Origin of the sequence: Granulicella pectinivorans (assembly GCF_900114625.1) — a bacterium.
In the GTDB taxonomy this organism is placed as follows: Bacteria; Acidobacteriota; Terriglobia; order Terriglobales; family Acidobacteriaceae; genus Edaphobacter; species Edaphobacter pectinivorans.
In genome coordinates, this window is sequence record NZ_FOZL01000001.1 from 4,334,845 (window position 1) to 4,356,882 (window position 22,038).

Genomic DNA, 22,038 nt, shown 5'->3' on the forward strand with positions numbered 1-22,038 from the left:
TCACAGGCGAGATGTGGGAAGACATTCGTGTGGCTTACTTGAGGTAGTCGAAGAGGCTGCCTTTGCTGAGAGCGGCCATGAGGCTGAGCATCGCGGTGCGCTGGGTCTCGGTGTTCTTGAGGTCGGTGGCGACCTGGACGGTGTCGGCGGCGACGAGGGCGTTTTGCGTGACCTGGAGGTTTGCGACCTGGGTCTGGGTGTAGGTGCTGCTTGCGGTGAGGCGGTTGAGAGAGGAGCCGAGGGCGGTGCGCTGGGTGGAGACGTCGCTGAGCGCGGTGGAGAGGGCGGTGGTGTTGGCGGCGGTGACGGTGTTCGATTGCAGCGCGGCGATGACGGAGCCGAGCGCGGCGAAGGTGCTGGAGAAGACGGCGGAGCCGGGGAGGTTGGTGACCAGCGACTGGCCGGTTGGGGTCTTGAGGGTCTGCTGGACGGTATCGCCGGCGTAGGTGGCGGTGCCGGAGGTGTCGAGCGAGAAGGGTACGGTGGCGCCTTTGCTGCCGGAGAAGAGGTACTGGCCGAGGTAGCTGGTGTTGGCGAGGGTGAGAACCTCGCTCTGGATTCCCTGGAGCTGCGTGGCGATGGAGGATTGCTGGGCGTTGGTGAGGGTGCCGTTGGTGGCCTGGGTGGCGAGGGAGATGGCCGAGGTGAGCTGGGTGACGACCTCGGCGAGGGCGGAGTCGGTGACCTGCATGACGCCGGTCTGCTGGGTGGCGGACTGGACGAAGGTGTCGGCGCGGGAGGCCTGGGAGGTGAGTTGCAGGGCCTGGGCGGCGGCGGTGGGGTCGTCGCTGAGCTGCTGGACGCGGAGCCCGCTGGAGAGCTCGTTGGTGAGTGTGGCCTCGGTCGCGGTGGACTGCGAAATGGAGGCGGAGAGGCCCTGGAGATAGTTGGGGTCTACGCGCATGGATGCTCCTTATATGGTGGTCGCCGAGCCTAGATTGATGGCCGCTTCCATGACGGTGTCGACGATGGAGAAGAGCTTGGCGGCGGCCTGGTAGGAGCGCTGGTACTGCGTGAGGGAGGCGGCCTCTTCGTCGAGGGAGACGCCGGAGAGGGCGTTGCGCTGGGTGGTGAGCTGGGTGAGGGAGGCCTGCTGGGCGGTGCTGTCGGTGGTCGCGGTGGCTGCGGCTCCGCCGAGTCCGGAGAGGATGCCGGTGAAGAAGCTGGCGGGGGGCTGGCCGCCTGCGGAGGGGGCGGTCGCGAGGGCGGCGAGGGCGTTGGCGTTGGTGTTGCCGGCGATGCCTTCGCCTGGACCCGCGGCGGCTACGAGGGAGGGATCGGCGGTGGCGACGGCGATGGAGGAGGCCGCTCCGGTGGAGGTTGCGGGGAGGGTGAAGAGAGCCTGTCCGGCGTTGCCGTTGGCATCGAGTCCCTGGGTGTTCTGCTGATTGACCGCGGTGCCGATGGCGTAGGCGAGCTGGTCGAGGGAGCTGGTGAGGGCTGGGATCTCGTTGTGCTGGACGGAGAGGATGCCTCCGAGCTGGCCTCCGGTGAGGGAGGTCGAGATGTCGGTGGCGTTCCCTGCTCCGGTGATTTGAACGTTGTTGCCTACGGTGGTGGCGGAGAGCGCGAAGGACTGTGCGCCGCTGACGAGGACGGTGCCGTTGCTGGTGGAGAGCGTGAGGCCGTTGCTTTCGGTGGTGACCTGATCGAGGCCGATGTACTGCGAGAGTTGTGCAACGGCGGCCTGACGCTGGTCTTCGAGGGCGCCTGCGTCGGCGTTGGGCGAGAGGGTGCCGATCTGCTGGTTGAGCGTGGCGATGGTCTTGGTGAGGCCGTTGACCGTGCTTACGATGCTGGTGGCGGTTTGCGAGAGACCGGCGTTGGTGGAGGTGATCTGCGTGGAGGCGGACTGGAAGGCCGAGGCGAGCGTGCTGGCGGCGCTGAGGACGGCTTGCCGCGAGGAGGTGCTCGCCGGGGAAGAGGCGAGGGTGCTGAAGCCGTTGTAGAGGCTGTCGATGGCGGCACCCAGGGGCGTGCTGATGGCGGTGGTGCTGGATGAACTGAGGCCGAAGATGGACTGGAGCTGGGCGAGGGCCGTCGCGCGCGAGGTGGCCGCTGAGGAGAGCTGCGTCTGCTGCTGCACGCGCTGCTCGAGGACGCGGTCGCGTTGCGAGACGGCGGTGGGTCCAGTGGTGACGCCGGTGCCGACGGATGTTCCGTTGATGGAGACGACATCGGCCTGCCAGGAGACGGTCTCGCGGGTGTAGCCCTGGACGTTTTGGTTGGCTACGTTCTTCGAGGTGATGTCGAGGGCGGCCTGGTTGGATTGCAGGGCGCTCTGAGTGAGATCCATGAGCGAGCTTAGCGTCCCCATCGTCCGTCTCCTGTCCCGGTTCTGCTGCGCAGCGTCTCGAGGATGTTGAGGTTGATGGTTGTGCTCTCGAGGAGTGAGCCGAGCAAGCGGTGCGTGGCCATGACGGCCCGGAGTGCGTCTTCCTGACGTGCGTCGCGCTCGGCGAAGAGTGAATCGGCTCCAGTTGCGATGGCGGTTGAGAGCTCGCGCTCGAGCTTTTCGAGACGCTCGGCATCGAGCGCCGTGAGGCTGTGTACCGCATCTTCCAAGACACCGGCTAACTGCTCGACCGTCATGACCACCGTGTTTCTCCTTTGGCTTCGAGAGCTCAGCGTTACTGCAAGAGCGCGTCGAGCATCTTGCCGGCGACATCCTGCGACGAAACCTGGTAGGTGCCGGCGGCGATCGCAGACGAGAGAGCGAGGACCCTGGGCATGCGGGCGTCGGGCCCGCTGAGGGCCTCGACGAGGAGACCGCTGGCCTTGCTGAACTGGGTCTGATCGTTCGTTTGCAGGGTCGCCGGTGTGGCTGTGCCGGTGACTGAAGATGCCTTATCGGCGGGCGTGGTGTCGGCAGTTGCAACCTTGCCGAGGAAGTATTGCAGGTTGAGTCCGGTCGAGTAGTTCATGGTGTGGTGCCTCCGTCTACTTCAGTTCATCGGCGTGGGGAGGGCAAACTTTAGTACCCGTTAGAGATTCTTAACCGTTCCGTTCTGGTGCTGACGTTCGATCTCTACCTTGGCGACGATCTGACGGGCGATGCCGAGGCCGCCACCCTTTGCGATGGCTTTGGCGACGGCCTCGGTGCCGTAGCTGGACATCGTGTCGGTGCCTGGGGACTTTTCTTCGGAGCTGTCGCCGCTCTCCTGCAAGGGCTTCAGGAGCTCCTGGAGGAAGACGGCTTCGAACTGTTGCGCGGCGTCGGTGAGGCGTGCCTTCTCGCGGGTGCCGGAGGTTGCAGCGGTGAGGAGTTGGATGGCGATCATAGGACTTCGATCTCCGCTTCGAGGGCTCCGGCGGACTTCATGGCCTGCAGGATGGAGATGACGTCGCGGGCGGAGGCACCGATGGTTTGCAGGTTGCGAACGAGGTCGTCGACGGTGGCACCCTGCTTGAGCTCGATGCGGCTGACGGGCTTGTCACGGGTCTCGACGCGGGTTTGCTGGACGGTCTGGGTGGTGCCCTGGGCGAAGGGATTGGGTTGCGAGGTTTGGAACTCGCTGACGACGTTGACGGAGAGGCCTCCGTGGAGGATGGAGACGGGCTGGAGGACGACGGTGCCTCCAATGACGACGGTGCCGGTGCGCTCGTTGACGGTGACCTTGGCACGGGGATAGAAGGGGACCTCTATGGCCTCGACGCGGGCGAGGAGCTCGGGCACGGCTTGGCCCTGAGCTACGTTGAGGGTGATGCGGCGGCTATCGATGGCGTGGGCGGCGGGGCGGGCGAGCTCGGCGTTGATAGCGGTGGCCATGGCTTGGGCGGAGCGGAAGTCGGCGTCGTTGAGGAGGAGGGTGAACTGCTTGCTGGTCTCGATCTCCGTGGGGACGGCCCGCTCGACGGTGGCACCGTAGGGGATGCGCGCGGTGGTGGGGTGGTTCATCTGTTTCGTGTTGCCGTTGACGGTGACGGCGTAGCCGCCGACGACGAGGGAGCCTTGGGCCTGGGCGTAGATCTTGCCGTCGGCTCCGTAGAGAGGGGTGAGCAGGAGCATGCCGCCTTCGAGGCTTTTGGCGTCTCCGGCGGAGGAGGCGGTGATGTCGATGCGGGTGCCGGGGCGGGCGAAGGGCGGGAGCGTCGCGGAGACGAAGACGGCGGCGAGGTTGGCTACGCGGATCTGGCCGGCGGGCACGGAGACTCCCATACGGAGGAGCATGGCGGCGAGGGTTTGAGTGGGGAAGGTGGTCTGCTGGCTGTCGCCGGTGCCGTTGAGGCCGACGATGATGCCGTAGCCGACGAGCTGATTGTCGCGGATGCCTTCGACCGAAGCGATGTCCTTGATGCGTGCCTGACGCGGGATGGAGTCGGAGGCGGAGGCGAACGCCGTGACTGTGCCGAGGAGAAAGACGGCGATGGCGAACCGGAGCTTGAGGCTAAGGGCGGGTTTTGGCATTTGTAACCTTTTCGGTTGCAATGATTCAGAAGACGAGGAGCTTCTGGATGAAGCGGACCAACGGGTTCTGGCGGCGGGTGTAGTCGTTGACGATTCCCTTCCCGCGGACTTCGAGTTCGAGCGAGGAGATGGCGGTGGAGAGGACCTGATTCTGCTGAGAGATGTCTTCGGGGCGGACGAGGCCGCGGAGGACGATGGTCTGGGTCTGCTGGGAGAATTCGACCTCGCGGGCGGCTTCGATGACGAGCATGCCGTTGGGAAGCACGTCGACGACCTGGCCTCCGAAGGTGGTGGAGAGGCTGGAGTTGGTGGCGCTCTGGCCCTGTGCGTTGAGGCCTGCCGCGGAGCTCTGATTGAGGAGGTTCTGAAGCGCGTTGCCGGCGTGGAGGGCTCCCATGAGGGCGGAGATCTGGGAGCTGGCGTTGGAGGAGCGGGAGTTCTTGACGGTGCCGTCGGTCTCGGCGGCGAGGCTTTCGGAGACGACGACAGAGATGAGGTCGTTGGGACGCATGGCGCGGACGTCGGTGGTGAGTCGCGTGAAGCGGCCGCCGTCGGTCCAGATGGCTCCGGTGGTGGGGAGGTCGACGGAGGTGGAGGTTCGGACGCGAGCGAGATAGGAGGATAGGGACATGGCTGCGAGGTTGGGGCTGGTGATGAGGCCCTTGATGGAGGCGGTGACGCCTTTGGGCTTCGTCTCCTGAGCGGGGAGGACGCAGGCTGCGGCGAGGAGGAGAAGGATGGCTGTGGCGATGGCAGCGAACTTCGTGACGCTCGGTTCCATGGGGGCTGGATGGATTGGGCGGGTTGGGTTGGTCATGATTACTCCATCTCCACGTTTGCGGGGCCACGGACGACGCCGAAGCAGAGGCGGGGCGGCTGGCCGTTGGGTGTTGTGATGTGCAGGCGGATGCGGTCTCCGACTGCGCCGGACTCTTCGCTGATGGCGGGCATTTCGAGGTGGGCGTTGGGCTCGTTGCGCCAGACGCGGACGGTCTGACCGGGGCGTATGGCGAAGACTTTGTGAGGCATGAGGGGCGATTCGGCGGGCTGGGATACGGTCGCGTGCGTGGGGATGCTGATGCCGGGCCAGCCGGGATGATCGCAGCGTTGGATGTCGGCCCAGATGATGTTGAGGGCTGGGTCGGTGCGCAGTTTCGCAACACGATAGCCGAGGTTTGTCTCACCCGGGGCGCCTTGTGCAAAGGCCTGCATGGCTGCGGCAGGGGTTGCGGCGCATGGGCTTTCGGCAAAAGCAACGGATTGAGTTACGCATAGAACGCACAGGACTGGTAAGCGCATCTTCGATCTCCGTATGAGGTGAATCCATTTCCCTGGGATTTACCTGGTCCACTCTTAGAAACAAAGGCAACAGCAACGGCAACGGTTAGCGGACCATGTTGTTGATCTGCGAGTACATGTCGTCGGCGACGTGGACGACCTTGGAGTTGCTCTCGTAGGCGCGCTGGGCCAGGATCATCTGGACGAACTCGGCGACGACATCTACGTTGGAGTTTTCGAGGTAGCCCTGCTGGAGGGTGCCGAGACCTGCGCTGCCGCCGGGAGCCTCGGTGATGGCGTTGCCTGAGGATGAGCTTTGCAGGAAGAGGTTGCCGCCGATGGAGTTGAGGCCGCCGGGGTTGGCGAAGGTGGCTAGCTGGACCGTGCCGAGTTGGGCGGAGGTGGTCTGGCCGGGGATGGTGGCGGTGACGACGCCGTAGGAAGAGATGGTGACGTTGGTGGCGTTGGTGGGGATGGTGATAGCGGGGAGGACCTGATCGCCGTCGGCGGTGACGATGGTGCCCTGGTTGTTCATGTGGAAGTTGCCGGAGCGGGTGTAGGCGGTGGTGCCGTCGGGGCGCTGGACCTGGAAGAAGCCCTGACCCTGGATGGCGAGGTCGAGCGGGTTGCCGGTCTGGTTGAAGTCGCCCTGGCTCATGATGACCTCGGTGGCGGCGGAGCGGGTGCCGAGGCCGATCTGGAGGCCGGCGGAGGCGGTTTGCTGGCTTTGCGCGGCGCCGGGGGTGATGACGTTCTGGTAGATCATGTCCTCAAACTGGAGGCGACGGCGACGAAAGCCGGCGGTGGCGGAGTTGGCGAGGTTGTTGGCGACGGTGTCGAGGTTGGCCTGCTGGGCGCTCATGCCGCTGGCGGCGGTGTATAGGGCTCGGATCATTGCGTTCTCCTAAACTTTGCCGAGTTCTTCGGCGGCGGTCTTGTCGAAGTCGTTGTTGAAGACGGTCATGGCCTTCTGCATCATCTCGGCCTGACGCTGGACGAGAATCATCTGCATGGTGCCGTGAACGGCATCCTGGTTGGCGCCTTCGAGGGCTCCCTGATGCATGGTGCCGGTGGCGGCGAGAGGGATGGCTCCATCGGCTGGAATGAAGCGGTTGGTGCCTTCGGCGGAGAGCGCGGTGGGGTCTGCGAAGGTGAAGGTGCCGATCTGGCCGGCGATGGCGCTGGAGTCGGCCGTGCTGACGGAGACGGTGCCGTCGGCGCCGACGAGGACGGTTCCGGTGGGGACGGTGATGGGCTTGCCCTGGGTGTCGAGGACGGGCTCGCCGGTACGGGTTTGGAGGATGCCGGTGGGCGAGCGCTCGAAGGCTCCGTCGCGGGTGTAGCGGGTGCCCTGGGGGGTCTGGATAGCGAAGAAGCCGGGGCCGTCGACGGCGAGGTCGAGGGGGTTGCCGGTGGCGGTGAGCTGGCCCTGGCTCATGTCGAGGCCCGCGGAGCCGAGGACGCCGAAGTCGTTGACGGCACGGCCGATCTGGGAGGCGTTGAGGCCGCTGTTGGCGAGGCTTCCGGCGAGTACGCCGCGGAAGGATTCGCGCTCGGCGCGGAAGCCGTTGGTGCCGGCATTGGCGAGGTTGTTGGCGGCCGTGTCGAGGGCCTGAGTCCGGGCAAGGAGGCCGCTGTATGCCGCGTAGAGTCCGCTATCCATGCCGGAGAGGAAAGCAGGTTAGGGGCCAATGCACGGGGCGTGTGGGTTAGAAGGTCCTAACGGCTCTCACAAAACAAAACGGACGACCCGAAGGCCGCCCGTTTTACAGCAGGGTTGTGTTACTTGACGACGGACTGGAACAGGGGCGAGCTGAGGAGGCTCGAGAACTGCTGGTCGGAGGAGGCGTAGGCAACCTGAATCGAGCCGGAGTTCGATTCGATGGTGGTGGCGTCGATCGCCGTCTTCTCGAGCGGCGAGCCCTGCGTCTTGCGCATGATGGCTACGCCCTTCATGAGGGTCGCGGCCGTGGCTGCGGTGAGGGTGTCGCTGGTGACGACGGTGAGGTCGAAGTGGACGCCGTTGGAAAAGTCCATGGTGTAGCGGGAGCTCTTCATGCGGTTGCGGACAGTGTCGTAGTCGGCGAGCTGGGCGGCGTCGCCGAGCACGCTCTTCATCATGGTCTGCGTGCCCTTCTGATCGAGGAGGCTCCAGACTGCCTTGGAGTCAACCTGGCTCATCTCGGTGACCATGTCGCCGTTCTGCAGGAAGTTGGGGGCGACACCGTCACGGGCGTCGAGCGCGGCCTTTACGGCATCGCGATCGCCGAAGACCATCGTGGTTTGGTTGAGGAAGACGACGCTGAGGCCGGATGCGCCCATGGGGTACACGGTATTGTTCCGCACGGTGGTGGTCTTGGTCTTGGTCTTGACGAAGTTCGCCATGATCTCGCGGGTGTGGAACTGGCCCTGCGCGATGCCGACGATGCGGGTGCCCTCGCCGTTGGCGCGGAAGGACGCGAAGGCGAGGGTGTCGGCGTCGTTGTCGACCTTGAGGCCGGAGCTCTTGAGCGCGGTCTCGAGCTTCTTGAGCTCGGGCGGAAGGACGCGATCCTTCAGGTTCATGGCCGCGGGCGAGTTCTGCATCGCGCGGTAGTCGACGACGATGACCTGAATGACGTCCTTGGGCAGGGCCGACTTTGCGTCACCGCTCAACTGTGCCGCGTTCGCCAGGACGGGAGTCAACGCCATTGCGAGGCCGGCCACCAAACTCATTTTTCCAAACTTCATGTTATTTCTCCTTCCGCCAGATCAGTATATCGGCGGAAAAGCTGAATTCAATACAGTTCGTACGTCCCGGAGGCACCATCGGTTTGATGGCGCCGGACGGGGTTTTGCCGGAGACGGATGACGAGGGGTGAATTGTCACCAAAGCTAGAGCGTAGGCCAATCCATAGGATGGTGTAATTTGCGTTCCAACACCTTCTCCTCGGGAATAAACCCGCTTATTTGACGTACCCATTCGGAATCCGGCTCAAAGGCCTCCTCCGGGATGAGTCCGATGAGTTCCGCGCCGTCGATCCGCACCTTATTCTTCCTGGCGAGATTTTCGACCATCTCGTAGACGCGGGGCATGGAGGTCATGCGGTAGTTGGTGATGTTCATGCTGACCTGAGCGCGGCCGTTGGCGAGGACACCGATGGCCTTGACGCCGAAGAGGCCTCCGTTTGAGGCTCTTACGTCGCGGGCGATGGCGCGGGCGGCGGTGATGTCGAGCTGGTCGAGATAGAGGTTGTAGGCGATGAGGAAGCTGCGTGCTCCGACGGCGCTGGCTCCTGCGGTGGGGTGGATTTCGGGACCACCGACGTCGGGGCGGCGGGTGGAGTCCTTGTGGGCGGCCTCGAGGAGGCCTTCGAACTGGCCGCGGCGGACGTCTTCGAGACGGATGCGGTCGGGGCGGGTGGCGGCGGCCTCATAGAAGTAGACCGGAACACCGTAGCGCTTCCAGATTTCGAGGCCGGCCTGACGGGCGAGCATCGCCGCTTCACCGAGGGACATGCCGCTGACGGGAACGAAGGGGACGACGTCGGCGGCGCCGATGCGGGGATGGACGCCATTCTGGCGGGTGAGATCGATGAGTTGCGCGGCCATGCCGGCCCCGCGCACCGCCGCCTCAATGACTGCGGAGGCGGGACCGGCGATGGTGACGACGGAGCGGTTATGCGCCTGATCCAAGGACCAGTCAAGGAGCTTCACCCCGTCGACGCGCATCGCTGAGACGATGCGGCGGACGACGCGTTCGTCGTTGCCTTCGGAGAAGTTCGGTACGCATTCGATGATGGCGTCTGGATTCATAGTTGGAGCAGATGCGAGGTCGAGCTTACTTCCAGAATGTGTATCCCACGTTGAATTGAACGCTGGCGTTGACACCGGGGTTCTTGTCGCCGAGGCTGGCGCTCGAGATATGGACGGCGTTCGCTCCGAAGTCGATGGAACGATTGGGTTTGATGAAGTAGTGGAGGCCTATGCCACCCTGCGGCGTGAAGTTGAACACGCTGGCCTCTGTGTTAGGGCCGTCGTTGCCGAGGTTGAGGATGGGCGAACCGAAGCCGGGGTACTTGTGGTTGGTCCAGAGGAGACCGCCGGCGGCCTGCACCCACGGCACGAGCTTGCCGGTGCCCTTGAAGTTCCAGCGGAGGATGATGGGCGTGACCGAGGCTCCGGTGTAGGTTCCGCCGGTGGTAAAGAGGGGGGAGCAACTGATGACGGCGGGGTTCGAGGTGGGGACGCAGTTGGCGCGCTGGAAGGTGGGGGTATAGGACTGCCAGAAGGGGAAGACCTCGACCGCGTACTCGAATCGACCGTTGAGGAAGCCGGAGCCATGGGGGTCGGTGAGGACCTTGCCGGCGTGGATGCCGGCCATGATGAATTTGAAGTCGTCGCGATTGTCCGTGACGCCCTTGCCGCCCTGCACGATGCCGCCGATCTCCCAAGGGAGCTGCTTGCTTTCGAGGGCATTGGTAACAGCTGCGGGCGCCTGTGCGTTTGCCGCGCCGGTGGTTGCCGCCGCCATGGCGAGCGCCGCTACCCAGATTCGTACGTTCAGAGAAAGAGACAAGATGACTCCAGGCCCGCAGGCAACAGGGTTTCGATGCGTTGGCAGAGGGGAAAAAGCGATGCCGCCGGACAGGTTCGCCGGCGGCATCGCACAGCTTATCAAGAGATGATCAGTCTTCTTCCGGCGCTTCATCGAAGTCGAAGTTCGAGTAAACATTCTGCGCGTCGTCGAGGTCTTCGAGGGTTTCGAGGAGGCGGCCCATGGCGTTGGCCTGGGTGCCTTCGAGCTTGGTGTAGGTCGAGGCGATCTTGGTGACCTCGGCGTGTTCGGGGGTGATCTTGGCGGTCTTGAGGGCCTCGGTCACGGACTCGTAGTCCTTGGGATCGCAGAGCACCTCCCAGTTGTCGCCTTCGTCGGAGAGATCTTCGGCACCGGCGTCGAGGACGACTTCGGTGATCCTGTCCTCGCTGGCGGCGTCCTTGGCAATGACGATGACGCCCTTTTTCGAGAACATCCAGGAGACGGAGTTGGCTTCGCCGAGGTTTCCGCCGTTCTTGGTGAAGGCGTGACGGATCTCGGAGACGGCGCGGTTCTTGTTGTCGGTCAGGACGTCGATGATGACGGCTACACCGCCGGGGCCGTAGCCCTCGTAGGTGATCTCCTCGTAGTTGACGCCTTCGAGTTCACCGGTACCGCGCTGGATGGCACGCTTGATATTGTCGGCGGGCATGTTTTCAGCCTTGGCGGCAGCGATGGCACCACGCAGCCGGGGGTTACCGTCGGGATCGCCTCCACCCTGCTTGGCGGAAATGGTGATTTCCTTGATGAGACGCGTAAAGATCTTGCCGCGCTTGGCATCGAGCGCGCCCTTTTTATGCTTAATCGTCGCCCATTTTGAATGGCCGGACATGGTGTACCCCAAAGCTTGAATTGAGCTGAAACGGTAACGCACAGAGCGTTACAACCCTGTGATTTTAGCACGCAGGGGATGTCCGAGACAGCCTAGGCATCCGGCTCGCAATCCTCCAGGACGCCGTACCAGAACGGTACGTTGCCTTCGGCGTCGTAGCGGGGCCAGCTCCGGGCGCGCTTCCAGACCCAGTCGCCGCCGTCAGCGCGGACACGATATTTGACGTCCATGGGCTGGCGGCTGGCGATGGAGGCGAGGACGTTCTCCCGGGCTTTTGGGGCGTCGTCGGGGTGGAGGGCGTCGAGCCAGCCCCAGCCGCGCCATGACTCCGTCCCGGTGCCGGTGGTGTCGTTCCACTCGCGGCTGACCTCGACGGCTCCGCCGTGCTCATCCAACACCCACTGGATCTGGGGGTTGAGATCCAGCATGTGACGCATATGCTCCTGGACCTCGAGGCGCGATCGTTCGAGCTGCTTGACGGCGGTGACGTCGGCCACGGCGAGCGAGACGCCCACCACGTCACCGACCTCGTCGCGTGCGGGTTCGCAGGAGAGCAAGAACGATCTGCCGTGGAACTGACCATCGAGAGGCGTATTGACTTCCATCTCAACGACCGATTCCCCGGCGAGGGCTTGGCGGATGTTGGTTCCAATGATCTGGAAGAGGCCCGGATACATGGTCTCGAGGGTGTTTCCGAGATGCGCCTCCACCGGCACCCGATTCATCTCCGCGAGCCTCTTGTTCAGGGTGACGTAACGCATTTCGTGGTCGAGAAAGGCGAGGCCGACGGGGGCTCCATCGTAGATGGCGCGGAGCTGGGCGAGGCGCGTGGCGGGGGGCACGTCGAACATGCTGAGAGAGCGTTTTGGGTGTAGGCCCTCGTGCTTCCGGCGGGGGCGCACGGAGAAGTAGGAGTCGAGCAACGCACTGGCGGGGACGGGGCGGCCGTAGTTCCAGCCCTGGCCGTAGTCGCATCCGAGCCAGAGGAGCATCTGGTCCTGCTCCTCGGTCTCGATGCCCTCGGCGACCGTGGCGATACCGAGGCTCTGCCCGAGGCCGACGACCATGGCGACGATCTTGCGGCTCTCCTTATTCACGGTCATGGAGGAGACGAAGCTGCGATCGACCTTGAGGATGTCGAAGGGGAGAGCCTGCAGGCTGAGGAGGCTGGAGAATCCGGTTCCGAAGTCGTCGAGGGAGAGCTTGCAGCCGAGCGCTTTGAGGTCGTGGGCGATGGCACGGGCGCTCTCCATATCCCGGACGAGAGCGCTCTCGGTGAGTTCCAGGCTGAGGCGGTCGAGGCTGAAGCCCGCTGCTCCGGCTACTGCGGCGATCTGGGAAGGGAGGGCGGGGTCGCACAGTTGGCCCGCAGAGAGATTGACGGAGAGACGGACGGGCGAGGGAAGGTCGTCGACGGCACGGAAGGCGGTGCGGAGAAGCTCCATGGTGAGATCGGAGATCCAGCCGTCGCGTTCGGCGGCGGGGATGAAGAGGTCGGGCGGGATGATGCCGGAGACGGGGTCGTTCCAGCGCGCGAGGACCTCGAAGCCCTTGATGCAGCCGGAGCGGAGGTCAACGACGGGCTGAAAAAATGGCACAAATTCGCCGTTGTCCAGCGCGGAACGCACGCGGAGAGCGTCGGCAACCATGGCGAGATTGTAGCCCATGGCGTAATAAGGAGCTGCTGATTTTATCGATGCGGTGAACAGGGCTGTGATGGGCCCGGGTGCCTTGCGCTCATCCGTTGCCCTGGCTTAGCGACCGCCCTTGATGTAGGACCAGCCCTGCTCCTGCTTGGTCACGACCTCGATGATGCCGGCTGGGACCTGGCCCACGCCGGGGAGGAGATCCTTCGCTTCGACGTGCTGGAAGCGCATAGCATTCTGGCAGGCCACGAACTTGACGCCGCTCTTTTCCTGGAGGGCGGCGATCTCGGCGGCGACGACGGAGCCCTGCTTGATCATGCTGAGGCCCTGGGAGTAGGCGACGACTTCGACTTCGGTGACGTCGGGCTTGAGCTGAGCGACGAGGTTGCGGATGTTGCCGAGGGTCATGTTCCAGTCGATGGGGTCACCGGAGGTGACGGCGAAGACGACGTGGTGGGCGCGTCCGGAGGCGAGGCTGGGGCGCTCGGGTGCGGCGGCGGGAGCAGGGGTGGCCTGGGCGGAGGCGAGGTGCGCGAGGGAGAACATCAGGCAGGACGCGAGGAGGAGGAAAGAACGCTTCTTCATGGTGCTCCTAGAATGTTTGATTAGAACCGATCATACGCGTGGTTGTAGGCGGGCCTGGGCTGGGCGTGGATGAAGGCGGCGACGTCGTAGGAATCCTGCACGGAGAGGATGCCCTTGCGATTCTGGGGCATGTTGTAGTGGATGAACGGCGCCATCTTCTCGATGGTGTTCATGCCAGCTCCGTCGTTGAAGGCGTTGGGTCCCCAGAGGGGCGGGAAAGGACGGCGGGTTCCCTCTCCGTTGGTTCCGTGGCAGCCGGCGCACTGGGAGGCGTAGATGCGGGCTCCGTGGATGGGGTCGGGGGTGAGGATGGGCAGGGGTTCGAGGCCGCGTCCGATGAATTTCGCCTCGGTGGTGTGGGGCTCGGAGAGGCGGTTGATGTAGGCGAGGAGGGCGCGCATCTCGGGGCCGTCGTGGGGGAGGGGCTGGCCGTTTTCGGAGCGAGTCATGCACTCCTGGATGCGTTCTTCGAGGGTGATCCTGCGGCCGTTGCGTTTGCTGTACCAGGGGAACGACGGGACGATGCCCACGACGGGGGAGGCGTAGGGGGCGATGCCGCCCTGGAGATGACAGTTGGCGCAGGCGATGCGGCTCTGGGTATAGCGGGCGGCGTAGACGGGGGTCTCGTTGAAGAGGGCCTGTCCATAAGCGACGGTGGAGGGGGTCGGGGTGGGATGCCAGATGCGGGATTTGAGGGGGGCGGGCCAGATGTCGAGGCGGGAGAGAGCGGAGGGGGAGAGATGGGTGCCGATGAGGATGATCGCCGCGTAGACGGCCCCAGTACAGGCGATGATCGCGACGGTGAGAGAGGGCTTTCTCATTGGGGGCTCTGAGAAAGGATATCGTATGGGTTTCCGGTGAGAGTTCGCGGCGAGGACGAACCCACATGTCAGAAGCGAGACCCGTTCGACAAGCTCAGGGCAGGTTGTGGGGCACCCGATTTTGTGGCGGTTCTTAGTTTTCGGTGGGGGTTTCGCTCATGCTGTCGATGACGAGGACGGGGTAGGGGCGTTTAGTCTTTTCGAGCTTGAGGCCAAGCTGGCGGTTGACGGCGTCGAAGATGGAGAGCGCTCCGCTTGGGTCGGCGCTGGACGCGTCGGCTCCGGCGGTGAGCTGAACCTTATCGGCGGAGCTGAAGCTGAGGGTGAAGTCGTAGGACCCTTTGAGGCCGGTGCTGTCGATGACGGGGTTGTAGATGTAGCCGTTGGCTACACGCTGGAGTTCGTCGCCGATCTGGGCCATGGTCATGTTCTGGCAGGTGAGGAGGCGGTTCAAGATGGGGCTGGCGATGCGGGGATCCTTGCCATCCGGGCCGGGGCCCTCCTTGCACTTCGTACGCTCGGTGGGGTCAGTGGTCGGTTTGAGTTTGGGGCCGGCGGCGACGAGGGTGTAGGCAGTGACGGGGCGTTCTTCCATGTGGGTTTTCATCTGGAAGCGCTCGGTGAGCATGGCGCGGAGCATGGAGCGCAGGTCTTCGAAGTTGATGAGGGTTTGCCCGGCGAACTTGTCGACGCGGACGTTGGCGCCGGCCTTGGCGTTGATGTCGAACTTGGCGGTTTCGAGCCATTTGGGCGCGTTGACCAGGCTCTCCTTATTGTTGGGGTTGAGATCCCAGGCGAAGTTGACGAGGAACATAAGCGGTAGAGCGTTGGCCTGGATCTGGCCTCCGGTGATGCGTCCAAAGGACTTTTCGTCGGGTGCGCTGGGCTTGATGGTCGCGACTTCGAAGGGCTGAGGAGGAGGCTCGGGAAGAGCTTCGGCGATGTTGGCGGGGTTGGGGGTGGGGATCTTCTCGACGCTCTGGACGAGGAAGACGGGACGCGGAGCGGTCTTGAGGTCGAGCTTGAGACCAAGCTGCTTGTCGACCGCGTCGAAGAGGGTGATGCCGTCTTTGCCGGCCTTTCCGAGATCGCCCTTCCAGGTCCAACTGAGGGTGAAGTCGTAGTTGCCTTTGAGGCCGGTGCCGTCGACTACGGGGTTATCGCCGAAGTAGCCGCCAGAGAAGTTGCGGAGGATGTGGGCGAACTCAGGCATCGCCACGCCCTTGCAGATGACGACGATGGGTGGGACGGTCCCGGCGGGGGAATTTTGGGGTGGGGGCTGGGGGACGCAGGAGCCGTCGCCGGTAGATTCGGACTCGGTCATTTTGGATTTTGCCACCGAGAGAACATAGGCTGGCATGGGAGCGGTCGCGTTCTTAACGACCAAGTGGAAGCGGTCGGCGAGTAGGGCGCGCAGCATGGGCTTGACGTCGTCGGGTTTGGTGCCATCGGGGACCTTCGCGCGGATGTCGAAGCGGTCGAGCTCCAGCCAGGGTGGACCGCCCTGCACGTTGTTGTTGTCGACCCCGTAGGCGGTGGCGACGAGATCGAGCATGGTGGCCTGGGTGAGGAAGTAGCGATCGCCCTGGATCGAGTTGCCGTGCATGAAGGGCTGGGTGGTGTAGGGGCTGGGATGGACGTCGGCGATGACGAAGGTCTTCGCGGTCTGCGCCAGGGAAGAGGCGGCGAGGATGGCGAAGAGAGACAACGACGCGAATGCACGCTTCATGACGACCTCAAGAGGAGAGCAAAGACCCTATTGCCGAATACTACATAGGTTAACGTTCGACGGGAAGAGTGGTTAACGCTTGTACGATAAAAATTTCGCGATGGGAGTTGAGTGCCCGTAAAAAGATTCGGGGGCGCGGGGTGCCCACATCTCGGAAGCGAGATGTGGGCACCCGGATTCGTGGCGGTTTATAGCTCCGGGGCGAGGAGGTCGCGCATGGTTTCGCGACGGCGGATGAGCCGGGCCTCCGGACCTTCGACGAGGATCTCGGCGGGGCGCATGCGGGTGTTGTAGTTGGAGCTGAGGGTCATGCCGTAGGCTCCGGCGTCGAGGATCGCGACGAGGTCGCTTTCCTTGACCTTTGCCAACTTGCGGTCGCGGGCGAAGAAGTCGCCGGACTCGCAGACCGGACCTACGATGTCAACCGGGGCGGTTGCGGCGGAGGCCGATGGCTGCCTGACGGGGACGATCTCGTGATGGGCCTGGTAGAGCGAGGGGCGGATGAGATCGTTCATGCCGGCGTCGGTGATGACGAAGGTCTTGTCGCCGTTTTTCTTGACGACGAGGACCTTGGTGAGCAGGGCTCCGGCCTGGGCTACGAGGAAGCGACCGGGCTCAAGAAGGAGGTGGGCCGGCTCGTCGGCCAGCGCCTTTTCCAAGGCCTTGGCATACTTGGCTACCTGCGCGGCGGCGTCGAAGCTCCCGGTGCCGTAGTCGATGCCTAGACCGCCACCGGCGTCGACGTACTGGATGTCGTGACCGTCTTTGCGAAGCTCGGCGACCAAGGCGAGAACGCGCTCGAGGGCGGCCTGGAAGGGCTCGACCGAGCGGATCTGCGAGCCGATGTGAACGCTGACGCCGACGGCATCGAGCCACTTCGACTTGAGGGTCTTTTTGTAGATACGGCGAGCCTCGGTGATGGCGATGCCGAACTTGTGGGCGCTCAGGCCGGTGGAGATGTACGGGTGCGTCTCGGCAAAGACATCGGGATTGACGCGGAGGGCGAAGCGGGCGGTCTTGCCGAGGGCTTCGGCGCGGGCGGCGAGGAGGCCGAGTTCGGCCTCGGACTCGACGTTGAACATGAGGATGCCGGCTTTGAGGGCGACATCGATCTCTTCGACCTGCTTGCCGACGCCGGAGAAGACGACGCGCTTGAGGGCGGGCTTGTGGGCCTTGCGGACGCGTTCGAGCTCGCCGCCGGAGACGATGTCGAAGCCAGCACCGGCCTCGCCGAGAAGACGCAGGATGGCGATGGATGAGTTGGCCTTGACGGCGTAGCAGATGGTCGAGGGACGGCCCCAGAAGGCTTCCTGAAAGAGGCCGAGGCGGTAGAGGATCTGGTCGGCGGAGTAGACGTAGAGTGGGGTGCCGTACTCTTCCGCCAGTTGGGTGAGGTCGACCTCGCCGCAGACAAGACGGCGCTTCTGATAGACAAACGGACGTGATTCGATCAAGACTTTGTTGCCCTCGCATCTGCGGGTAGAGCGTATTGGCCTTCGGGGATGATGACCCAGGCGGCTGCGTAGGCGAGGATGAGGAAGCCGCTGGACGCTACGGTGAAGACCGCGACGAGGATACGGAGGGTCGCCAGGTCCCATCCGAAGTACTGGGCGATACCGGAGCAGACACCAGCGATGACGCGCGGGTGGCGGGGGCGGAGAATCTTCCCGGTCCCCTTCGGCTTCGTGGTGAAGATACGTTCGGTCTCGGCGATGAATTGTGGGACCCAGTGGAAAGGCATGGTTTCCTCCAAGTTGATTGTAAATCGCTTACTTCCCGGTATAGGGGGTTTTGAGGTACTTGCGGGCGGCGTCGGCCTGGGTCTGGTCCTCGCCGGGGCCGGCTGCGAGCTTGTATTGCTTGATGGCTTCGTCGCGACGGTGGAGGAGATCGAGCATCATGCCGGCGTTCATCTGGGCGCGCTTGCGGAGCCAGTCGCTGCAGTTGGGCTGGTTGGCGGCGAGGAGATAGTTTTCGGCGGCGTCCTGGATGAGGTTCTGTCCGCGCTGCGTGTCGGCCAGGCCGAAGTAGGCCATCTGGAGGCGTGGGTCAGTGAAGTAGCCGGGCTTCTTGGCATCCTCGATCACGGCCTTGTAGACGTCGATGGCCTTAGGACCGATGCCCTCGTCCTTGGAAAGATTGGCCTCTTCGAGGCGGAAGAGGTAGTCGTGCGGGAACTCGACGGCGAGGCCGTGCTGGACGGCGAGGGCTTCAGGATAGCGGGCGTCGTGGCGGAGGAAGAGCGAGAGCGTGGTGCGGGACTCGACGCGGGTGACCACGCCATGCGCGGCGGAATCCCTGAGCAGCTCGATTCCCTTCTCCTTGTTGCCGCCTACGCCTACGATGCCAACGACCAGACGCACGAAGCGGGGAAGGCTGGCGACGGCGAACTGCTGGATGCCGATGGCCATTTTGGCGTCCGCGTACTGGGGGTCGATCTTGAGGGCCTGCTCGCTGTCTCCGCGTGCCGCGTAGCCCTGGCGAGCCGCCGAGGCGTAGCTGTGGTCGGCGAGGGTGATGAAGGCAGCGTGCAGTCCACGAGCATAGCCGCGCGCGAAGAAAGCGTTCTTATCCTGGTTGTTGGCCTTGGTGCGCGCGTCGCTGAGGGTGATGACAGAGTTCGTCAGCGATTCGATGCGGTCGCGCGTGGCCTGCGGGATGGAGACGGTGCGTTTGCTGGTGAGGAACGAATCGTGCGCGTAGTAGGTGGTGTCGAGGAGGTCCTGATGGTAGAGCTCGCGGAAGATAGTGACCATGAGCAGGTAGTTGTAGGCCATGGGCTCGTTGGGGTGAGCCTTCTGGACGACCTCGAAGCGGGAGAGAGCGCCGTCGTAGTCGAGGTTGTAGAAGTGCTCGTATGCGTCCCGCACCTGGGGGTCGAGATTGAGGGGATCGGTGTGGGCGACCTCCGGCTTCTGCGCGCATGCACAGACCGTCCCGAGGCACAGCATCCCTATCGTGCAACGAACCGCGCGTGCCAGACCGCTCATCATGCCCTTAGTATCCTCTGATGGTTTCAAAAACCGTTCCGCGGGCGAGGCCCACAAAGACTATATCCTTTTGACGTGTCCTCTTCGGACTCCGCATGCAAATCGACTGAATCGTTTTCATCCACTCATCTGGGTCCAAATCCGAGTATTTCCCAGGAGCGATCAACCGTTATGACCAAGCTTGAACTGCTGCAACTGCTCGTTGGCCAGGCTCGCGCCAACGGGTTCGAGTTCCGTAAGTGGTACCTCACCCGACTCGGCCTGCCGTGGTCGAACCCGCAGAACGCCCTGAAGACGCTCTCGGAGGAGCGGCGCTACTATGTGCTTCTGTTTTCTCATGAGTTCGCCCAACACTTTTGGAAGGCTGGCCAGCAGATTACATTCCAGGTTCCGACCCAGACCTTCCAGAGGCGCAAGGCCGATGGGACGATCGGTACCGTTACTCGCAAGGGCTATACGCGGCGAACAGCGCGGGACGATGTTTGGCGCTATCACCTGCGTGAGCTGGCCGTTGCCGAGGAGCCGCTGCGCTACATGAGGCGGTATCTGCGGGTGGTGGACGACCATCCGGAGGATCCAGCGCAACCGGGGGGCGGGCTGGAGGAGAGCCGGTCGTAAGCTTAGATCTGGAAGACGCGGCGGGTAGCGAGAATCTGCCGGAGATGATGTTCGCCGTGGACGAAGTGGAAGAATCGCCATTGGTAGACGCTCATGGGGCCGAGGATGGCGTGGCTTACCGAGCGCTTCTTGAGGCCGAAGAGTTGCTCGGCCTGGGTCATTGCGGCATCCATGGGGAAGAGCACCTCCGCGATGCGGGCGTTGAGCTCGATGGCCGAGAGAGGACGCACGGTGGGGTCGGGGGGCATGACCCTCTCCGGAGCGAGGCGGCCCTTGGGGAAGATGCCGAGGGTCGTCACGACGAACTGCGCGGCCCTCTGCTGCAGGGAGGCGCTGGCTTGTGTGGGTGTTCCCTTCTGCACGCGCGTCTCGAAGGTGGCTGCGGTGGACTCATGGGTGAGGAGGAGATGCTCGACGATCTGCTGGATGCTCCAGGCCTCCGGCGACCGGCGCATCTGGGTCTGCTCCGCGGTGAGGCCGCTGAGCCCATCCGATAGTTCTCGCTGGAGTTTTCGCAGAACTTCATGCATCCCGGGAGGTTACAGCATCCGGAGCATCTCCGTCAGCCAAAATCCACGCTGGTATCCTGAGCCTTATGTCGTCTTTCTATTGGTGGAGCGTTGTAGGTTTTTTTCTCGGATTCGTCTTCGGGGTCGGCTGCGCGCTCGCCGTGATGTACTCGATCTATGCCGGAGGGTATCGGGCGGCTCTGAAGGACGTCCAACTGCCGGTGCAGCCAGAGAGGTTGAAGAAGGCTCTGCGGGACATTCAGCCTTCGGGCAAGGCTTAGCCGGAACGGGCGGTGAGTTCGGCCCGCAACGCCTTGACCTCGCGGGTGAGGGTGTCCACGGCGCGCATGAGCTCGGCACGCTCGGCATCCTGGACCGAAGGGGTCCGGGCCTCGACGTAGAAGTTTCCGTTCGGTTCGAGCACGCAGCGCTCCACATCCTCGATACGGCCGATGCCCTGCTTGTGCAGGACCTCCATCATCTCGAGCTCGGTCATCGTCTCCTTGCGCATGGCCTCGCGGTCGAGAACGCCGTTGCGGATGAGCACAGTCTCCGAACCCTCCAGCGCCTGATTCAGCTTCGGCATCTTGAAGAGCACGCGCATGAGGACCCAGTTCACGGCCAGAAGGGCGAAGGCACCGATGATGCCGCCGGAGACCGAGTTGTCGTCGCCGATGATCGCGTTCTGCACGGTGTTCGAGAGGCTGAGCAGGACGACGAGGTCGAAGGGGTTGAGTTGCGCCAGCTCGCGCTTGCCGAACAGGCGCAGGAAGACGATGAGGCAGAGGTAGACGATGATCGGCCGGATGATCTTCTCAAGGATCGGCAGATGCAGATGGAACATACTCTCGAACAAGGCGAACTCCGTCTAACTAGGATCCATAGCGAATCTGATGCCACTTCCAAGCGCTGGTGAGGATGGTATCGAGATCGCCGGATGTGGGGTTCCAGCCCAGCTCGGACTTGATCTTGTCCGAACCCGCGACCAGAACAGCCGGGTCGCCATCGCGACGAGGGCACTCTTCCACGGGGAAGTCCTTGCCGGTCACGCGGCGGGCGGCGTCGATGACCTCGCGCACGGTGAAGCCTGTACCGGTGCCGATGTTGTAGATCATGCGGCTGGGCCTGGTGTCGTCGGTGAGGGCACCAAGGGCTAGGAGATGGGCGTCGGCGAGATCTTTGACATGCACGTAGTCACGGACGCAGGTGCCGTCCTTGGTGGGGTAATCCTGACCGAAGATTTTGATGTTCTTTCTGCGTCCCATGGCGGCATCGAGGATGAGCGGGATGATGTGCGATTCGGGCTCGTGCGCCTCACCGTATCCTTCAATGGCCCCGGCGACGTTGAAGTAGCGGAGGCTGGCGTAGCGGAACCCGTGGATCTTGTTCATCCAGCGGAGCATGTGTTCGACCAGAAGTTTACTTTCGCCGTAGGCGTTGGTCGGTTCGAGCTTGGCATCTTCGAGGATCGGGGTCTTTTCGGGCTCGCCGTAGCAGGCTGCCGTGGAGGAAAAGACGAGTCTCCGGGGACCGACTTCGAGCATCGCCTCAAGCAGAGTGAGGGTGGTTGCCGTGTTATTTCGGAAGAAGGTCTCGGGAACCACCATGCTCTCGCCGGCCTCGATGAGGGCGGCAAAGTGCAGCACGCCGTCAAAGGCCCCTTCACGGAGGGTCTTGAGCACACATTCCTTGTCGGCCAGTTCGCCGTGGACAAAAGTCGCGCCTTCGGCCACGGCGGAGCGCTTGGAATGGCTCAGATTGTCAAAAATTGTGACCTTATGTCCGCCGGCGAGGAGAAGACGAACCACAGTTCCGCCGATATACCCAGCACCACCAGTTACGAGAACGTTCAAATGCCCTCCGAGAGCCTTGAAAATAATATAGATAGGAAGATCGAGATGCCGATCAAAATCACTTAGTTCACCACTACCAAACTACCAGTCGAACTGATTTCGGAGATGCCGCCCGAGTAAACTTCCTGGCGCACCACCCGTCCCATGCTTGTGTCGAGATGGATTCGACCGCGGTTCTCCAACCCAAAGCCGC

At 63.5% G+C, this 22,038-nt stretch carries 26 protein-coding genes; 2 read left to right on the plus strand and 24 right to left on the minus strand.

Annotated features, from left to right (window positions below):
• Positions 1-34 precede the first annotated feature (34 nt).
• The 21 genes from flgL to BM400_RS17535 all read right to left on the minus strand — a co-directional run bounded on the left by flgL (position 35) and on the right by BM400_RS17535 (position 18,868).
• Positions 35-904, minus strand: a complete 870-nt coding sequence (gene flgL / locus BM400_RS17435; RefSeq protein ID WP_089841153.1) for a flagellar hook-associated protein FlgL — start codon at positions 902-904, stop codon at positions 35-37.
• 9 nt (positions 905-913) lie between these two features.
• The gene (gene flgK / locus BM400_RS17440; protein ID WP_089841155.1) at positions 914-2,317 is read right to left on the minus strand and encodes a flagellar hook-associated protein FlgK; all 1,404 of its coding nucleotides are present in this window, start codon (positions 2,315-2,317) and stop codon (positions 914-916) included.
• Positions 2,305-2,598, minus strand: a complete 294-nt coding sequence (locus BM400_RS17445; RefSeq protein ID WP_141223989.1) for a hypothetical protein — start codon at positions 2,596-2,598, stop codon at positions 2,305-2,307. The genes flgK and BM400_RS17445 overlap by 13 nt, the downstream gene beginning before the upstream one ends.
• A 32-nt stretch (positions 2,599-2,630) precedes the next feature.
• A complete protein-coding gene (locus BM400_RS17450; RefSeq protein WP_089841160.1) occupies positions 2,631-2,924 on the minus strand; it encodes a flagellar biosynthesis anti-sigma factor FlgM in 294 nt (97 codons plus the stop codon).
• Between the two features lie 60 nt (positions 2,925-2,984).
• Positions 2,985-3,281: a hypothetical protein gene (locus BM400_RS17455; protein WP_089841162.1), complete on the minus strand. Its 297-nt coding sequence runs from the start codon at positions 3,279-3,281 to the stop codon at positions 2,985-2,987.
• On the minus strand, positions 3,278-4,408 hold the full coding sequence (locus BM400_RS17460) for a flagellar basal body P-ring protein FlgI (protein WP_089841164.1): 1,131 nt from the start codon (positions 4,406-4,408) through the stop codon (positions 3,278-3,280). The genes BM400_RS17455 and BM400_RS17460 overlap by 4 nt, the downstream gene beginning before the upstream one ends.
• Positions 4,409-4,433: 25 nt before the next feature.
• Entirely contained in the window at positions 4,434-5,225 is a 792-nt protein-coding gene (locus BM400_RS17465; protein ID WP_245781942.1) for a flagellar basal body L-ring protein FlgH, read from the minus strand.
• Between the two features lie 2 nt (positions 5,226-5,227).
• On the minus strand, positions 5,228-5,620 hold the full coding sequence (locus BM400_RS17470; RefSeq protein WP_089841166.1) for a hypothetical protein: 393 nt from the start codon (positions 5,618-5,620) through the stop codon (positions 5,228-5,230).
• Positions 5,621-5,792: 172 nt separating this feature from the next.
• Positions 5,793-6,581, minus strand: a complete 789-nt coding sequence (gene flgG, locus BM400_RS17475; protein ID WP_089841169.1) for a flagellar basal-body rod protein FlgG — start codon at positions 6,579-6,581, stop codon at positions 5,793-5,795.
• Positions 6,582-6,590: 9 nt separating this feature from the next.
• Complete coding sequence (gene flgF / locus BM400_RS17480; RefSeq protein ID WP_089841171.1) at positions 6,591-7,349, minus strand: flagellar basal-body rod protein FlgF; 759 nt, start codon at positions 7,347-7,349, stop codon at positions 6,591-6,593.
• A 119-nt stretch (positions 7,350-7,468) separates the two neighbouring features.
• Complete coding sequence (locus tag BM400_RS17485) at positions 7,469-8,416, minus strand: hypothetical protein (protein ID WP_089841173.1); 948 nt, start codon at positions 8,414-8,416, stop codon at positions 7,469-7,471.
• Between the two features lie 144 nt (positions 8,417-8,560).
• A complete protein-coding gene (gene ftcD / locus BM400_RS17490) occupies positions 8,561-9,481 on the minus strand; it encodes a glutamate formimidoyltransferase (protein ID WP_089841175.1) in 921 nt (306 codons plus the stop codon).
• A 25-nt stretch (positions 9,482-9,506) separates the two neighbouring features.
• Positions 9,507-10,244, minus strand: a complete 738-nt coding sequence (locus BM400_RS17495; protein ID WP_245781943.1) for an acyloxyacyl hydrolase — start codon at positions 10,242-10,244, stop codon at positions 9,507-9,509.
• A gap of 109 nt (positions 10,245-10,353) precedes the next feature.
• Positions 10,354-11,094: a YebC/PmpR family DNA-binding transcriptional regulator gene (locus BM400_RS17500; RefSeq protein WP_089841177.1), complete on the minus strand. Its 741-nt coding sequence runs from the start codon at positions 11,092-11,094 to the stop codon at positions 10,354-10,356.
• 92 nt (positions 11,095-11,186) lie between these two features.
• Positions 11,187-12,743, minus strand: coding sequence for a sensor domain-containing phosphodiesterase (locus BM400_RS17505; protein WP_175529093.1), 1,557 nt, complete (start codon positions 12,741-12,743; stop codon positions 11,187-11,189).
• Positions 12,744-12,848: 105 nt separating this feature from the next.
• Positions 12,849-13,325, minus strand: a complete 477-nt coding sequence (locus BM400_RS17510; protein ID WP_089841181.1) for a DsrE family protein — start codon at positions 13,323-13,325, stop codon at positions 12,849-12,851.
• 20 nt (positions 13,326-13,345) lie between these two features.
• Positions 13,346-14,146, minus strand: coding sequence for a c-type cytochrome (locus BM400_RS17515; protein WP_089841183.1), 801 nt, complete (start codon positions 14,144-14,146; stop codon positions 13,346-13,348).
• A gap of 133 nt (positions 14,147-14,279) precedes the next feature.
• Complete coding sequence (locus BM400_RS17520; protein ID WP_089841185.1) at positions 14,280-15,875, minus strand: TIGR03435 family protein; 1,596 nt, start codon at positions 15,873-15,875, stop codon at positions 14,280-14,282.
• A gap of 188 nt (positions 15,876-16,063) precedes the next feature.
• On the minus strand, positions 16,064-17,329 hold the full coding sequence (gene lysA / locus BM400_RS17525; RefSeq protein ID WP_089841187.1) for a diaminopimelate decarboxylase: 1,266 nt from the start codon (positions 17,327-17,329) through the stop codon (positions 16,064-16,066).
• Positions 17,326-17,616: a PspC domain-containing protein gene (locus tag BM400_RS17530; protein ID WP_089841189.1), complete on the minus strand. Its 291-nt coding sequence runs from the start codon at positions 17,614-17,616 to the stop codon at positions 17,326-17,328. The genes lysA and BM400_RS17530 overlap by 4 nt, the downstream gene beginning before the upstream one ends.
• 28 nt (positions 17,617-17,644) lie before the next feature.
• Entirely contained in the window at positions 17,645-18,868 is a 1,224-nt protein-coding gene (locus BM400_RS17535) for a tetratricopeptide repeat protein (RefSeq protein WP_245781944.1), read from the minus strand.
• A 168-nt stretch (positions 18,869-19,036) separates the two neighbouring features.
• On the opposite strand from BM400_RS17535, the gene BM400_RS17540 reads away from it, so the two are divergent.
• Complete coding sequence (locus BM400_RS17540) at positions 19,037-19,483, plus strand: hypothetical protein (protein ID WP_089841191.1); 447 nt, start codon at positions 19,037-19,039, stop codon at positions 19,481-19,483.
• Between the two features lie 2 nt (positions 19,484-19,485).
• On the opposite strand, the gene BM400_RS17545 is transcribed toward BM400_RS17540, so the two are convergent.
• Positions 19,486-20,013 carry a DinB family protein gene (locus BM400_RS17545; RefSeq protein WP_089841193.1) on the minus strand — a complete coding sequence of 176 codons (528 nt, stop codon included), beginning with the start codon at positions 20,011-20,013 and terminating at the stop codon, positions 19,486-19,488.
• A gap of 65 nt (positions 20,014-20,078) precedes the next feature.
• On the opposite strand from BM400_RS17545, the gene BM400_RS17550 reads away from it, so the two are divergent.
• A complete protein-coding gene (locus BM400_RS17550; RefSeq protein WP_089841196.1) occupies positions 20,079-20,273 on the plus strand; it encodes a hypothetical protein in 195 nt (64 codons plus the stop codon).
• Here BM400_RS17550 and BM400_RS17555 read toward each other — a convergent pair.
• Both BM400_RS17555 and galE read right to left on the minus strand, forming a co-directional pair.
• Positions 20,270-20,848 (minus strand): DUF421 domain-containing protein, encoded by a 579-nt coding sequence (locus tag BM400_RS17555; protein WP_089841200.1) that lies wholly within the window; start codon positions 20,846-20,848, stop codon positions 20,270-20,272. The genes BM400_RS17550 and BM400_RS17555 overlap by 4 nt on opposite strands.
• A gap of 16 nt (positions 20,849-20,864) precedes the next feature.
• Positions 20,865-21,845: a UDP-glucose 4-epimerase GalE gene (galE, locus tag BM400_RS17560; protein WP_089841202.1), complete on the minus strand. Its 981-nt coding sequence runs from the start codon at positions 21,843-21,845 to the stop codon at positions 20,865-20,867.
• Positions 21,846-22,038 lie beyond the last annotated feature (193 nt).

Excerpts from the sequence above, each read along its gene's own strand:
- BM400_RS17520 (WP_089841185.1), bottom strand. The coding sequence starts at position 15,875 with ATGAAGCGTGCATTCGCGTCGTTGTCTCTCTTCGCCATCCTCGCCGCC.
- flgF (WP_089841171.1), bottom strand. The coding sequence starts at position 7,349 with ATGGATAGCGGACTCTACGCGGCATACAGCGGCCTCCTTGCCCGGACT.
- BM400_RS17545 (WP_089841193.1), bottom strand. The coding sequence starts at position 20,013 with ATGCATGAAGTTCTGCGAAAACTCCAGCGAGAACTATCGGATGGGCTC.
- BM400_RS17485 (WP_089841173.1), bottom strand. The coding sequence starts at position 8,416 with ATGAAGTTTGGAAAAATGAGTTTGGTGGCCGGCCTCGCAATGGCGTTG.
- flgG (WP_089841169.1), bottom strand. The coding sequence starts at position 6,581 with ATGATCCGAGCCCTATACACCGCCGCCAGCGGCATGAGCGCCCAGCAG.
- BM400_RS17455 (WP_089841162.1), bottom strand. The coding sequence starts at position 3,281 with ATGATCGCCATCCAACTCCTCACCGCTGCAACCTCCGGCACCCGCGAG.
- BM400_RS17460 (WP_089841164.1), bottom strand. The coding sequence starts at position 4,408 with ATGCCAAAACCCGCCCTTAGCCTCAAGCTCCGGTTCGCCATCGCCGTC.
- BM400_RS17505 (WP_175529093.1), bottom strand. The coding sequence starts at position 12,743 with ATGGTTGCCGACGCTCTCCGCGTGCGTTCCGCGCTGGACAACGGCGAA.
- flgL (WP_089841153.1), bottom strand. The coding sequence starts at position 904 with ATGCGCGTAGACCCCAACTATCTCCAGGGCCTCTCCGCCTCCATTTCG.
- BM400_RS17510 (WP_089841181.1), bottom strand. The coding sequence starts at position 13,325 with ATGAAGAAGCGTTCTTTCCTCCTCCTCGCGTCCTGCCTGATGTTCTCC.
- BM400_RS17540 (WP_089841191.1), top strand. The coding sequence starts at position 19,037 with ATGACCAAGCTTGAACTGCTGCAACTGCTCGTTGGCCAGGCTCGCGCC.
- BM400_RS17515 (WP_089841183.1), bottom strand. The coding sequence starts at position 14,146 with ATGAGAAAGCCCTCTCTCACCGTCGCGATCATCGCCTGTACTGGGGCC.
- BM400_RS17535 (WP_245781944.1), bottom strand. The coding sequence starts at position 18,868 with ATGATGAGCGGTCTGGCACGCGCGGTTCGTTGCACGATAGGGATGCTG.
- flgK (WP_089841155.1), bottom strand. The coding sequence starts at position 2,317 with ATGGGGACGCTAAGCTCGCTCATGGATCTCACTCAGAGCGCCCTGCAA.
- ftcD (WP_089841175.1), bottom strand. The coding sequence starts at position 9,481 with ATGAATCCAGACGCCATCATCGAATGCGTACCGAACTTCTCCGAAGGC.
- BM400_RS17500 (WP_089841177.1), bottom strand. The coding sequence starts at position 11,094 with ATGTCCGGCCATTCAAAATGGGCGACGATTAAGCATAAAAAGGGCGCG.
- BM400_RS17530 (WP_089841189.1), bottom strand. The coding sequence starts at position 17,616 with ATGCCTTTCCACTGGGTCCCACAATTCATCGCCGAGACCGAACGTATC.
- BM400_RS17450 (WP_089841160.1), bottom strand. The coding sequence starts at position 2,924 with ATGAACTACTCGACCGGACTCAACCTGCAATACTTCCTCGGCAAGGTT.
- BM400_RS17470 (WP_089841166.1), bottom strand. The coding sequence starts at position 5,620 with ATGCAGGCCTTTGCACAAGGCGCCCCGGGTGAGACAAACCTCGGCTAT.
- BM400_RS17465 (WP_245781942.1), bottom strand. The coding sequence starts at position 5,225 with ATGACCAACCCAACCCGCCCAATCCATCCAGCCCCCATGGAACCGAGC.
- BM400_RS17550 (WP_089841196.1), top strand. The coding sequence starts at position 20,079 with ATGTCGTCTTTCTATTGGTGGAGCGTTGTAGGTTTTTTTCTCGGATTC.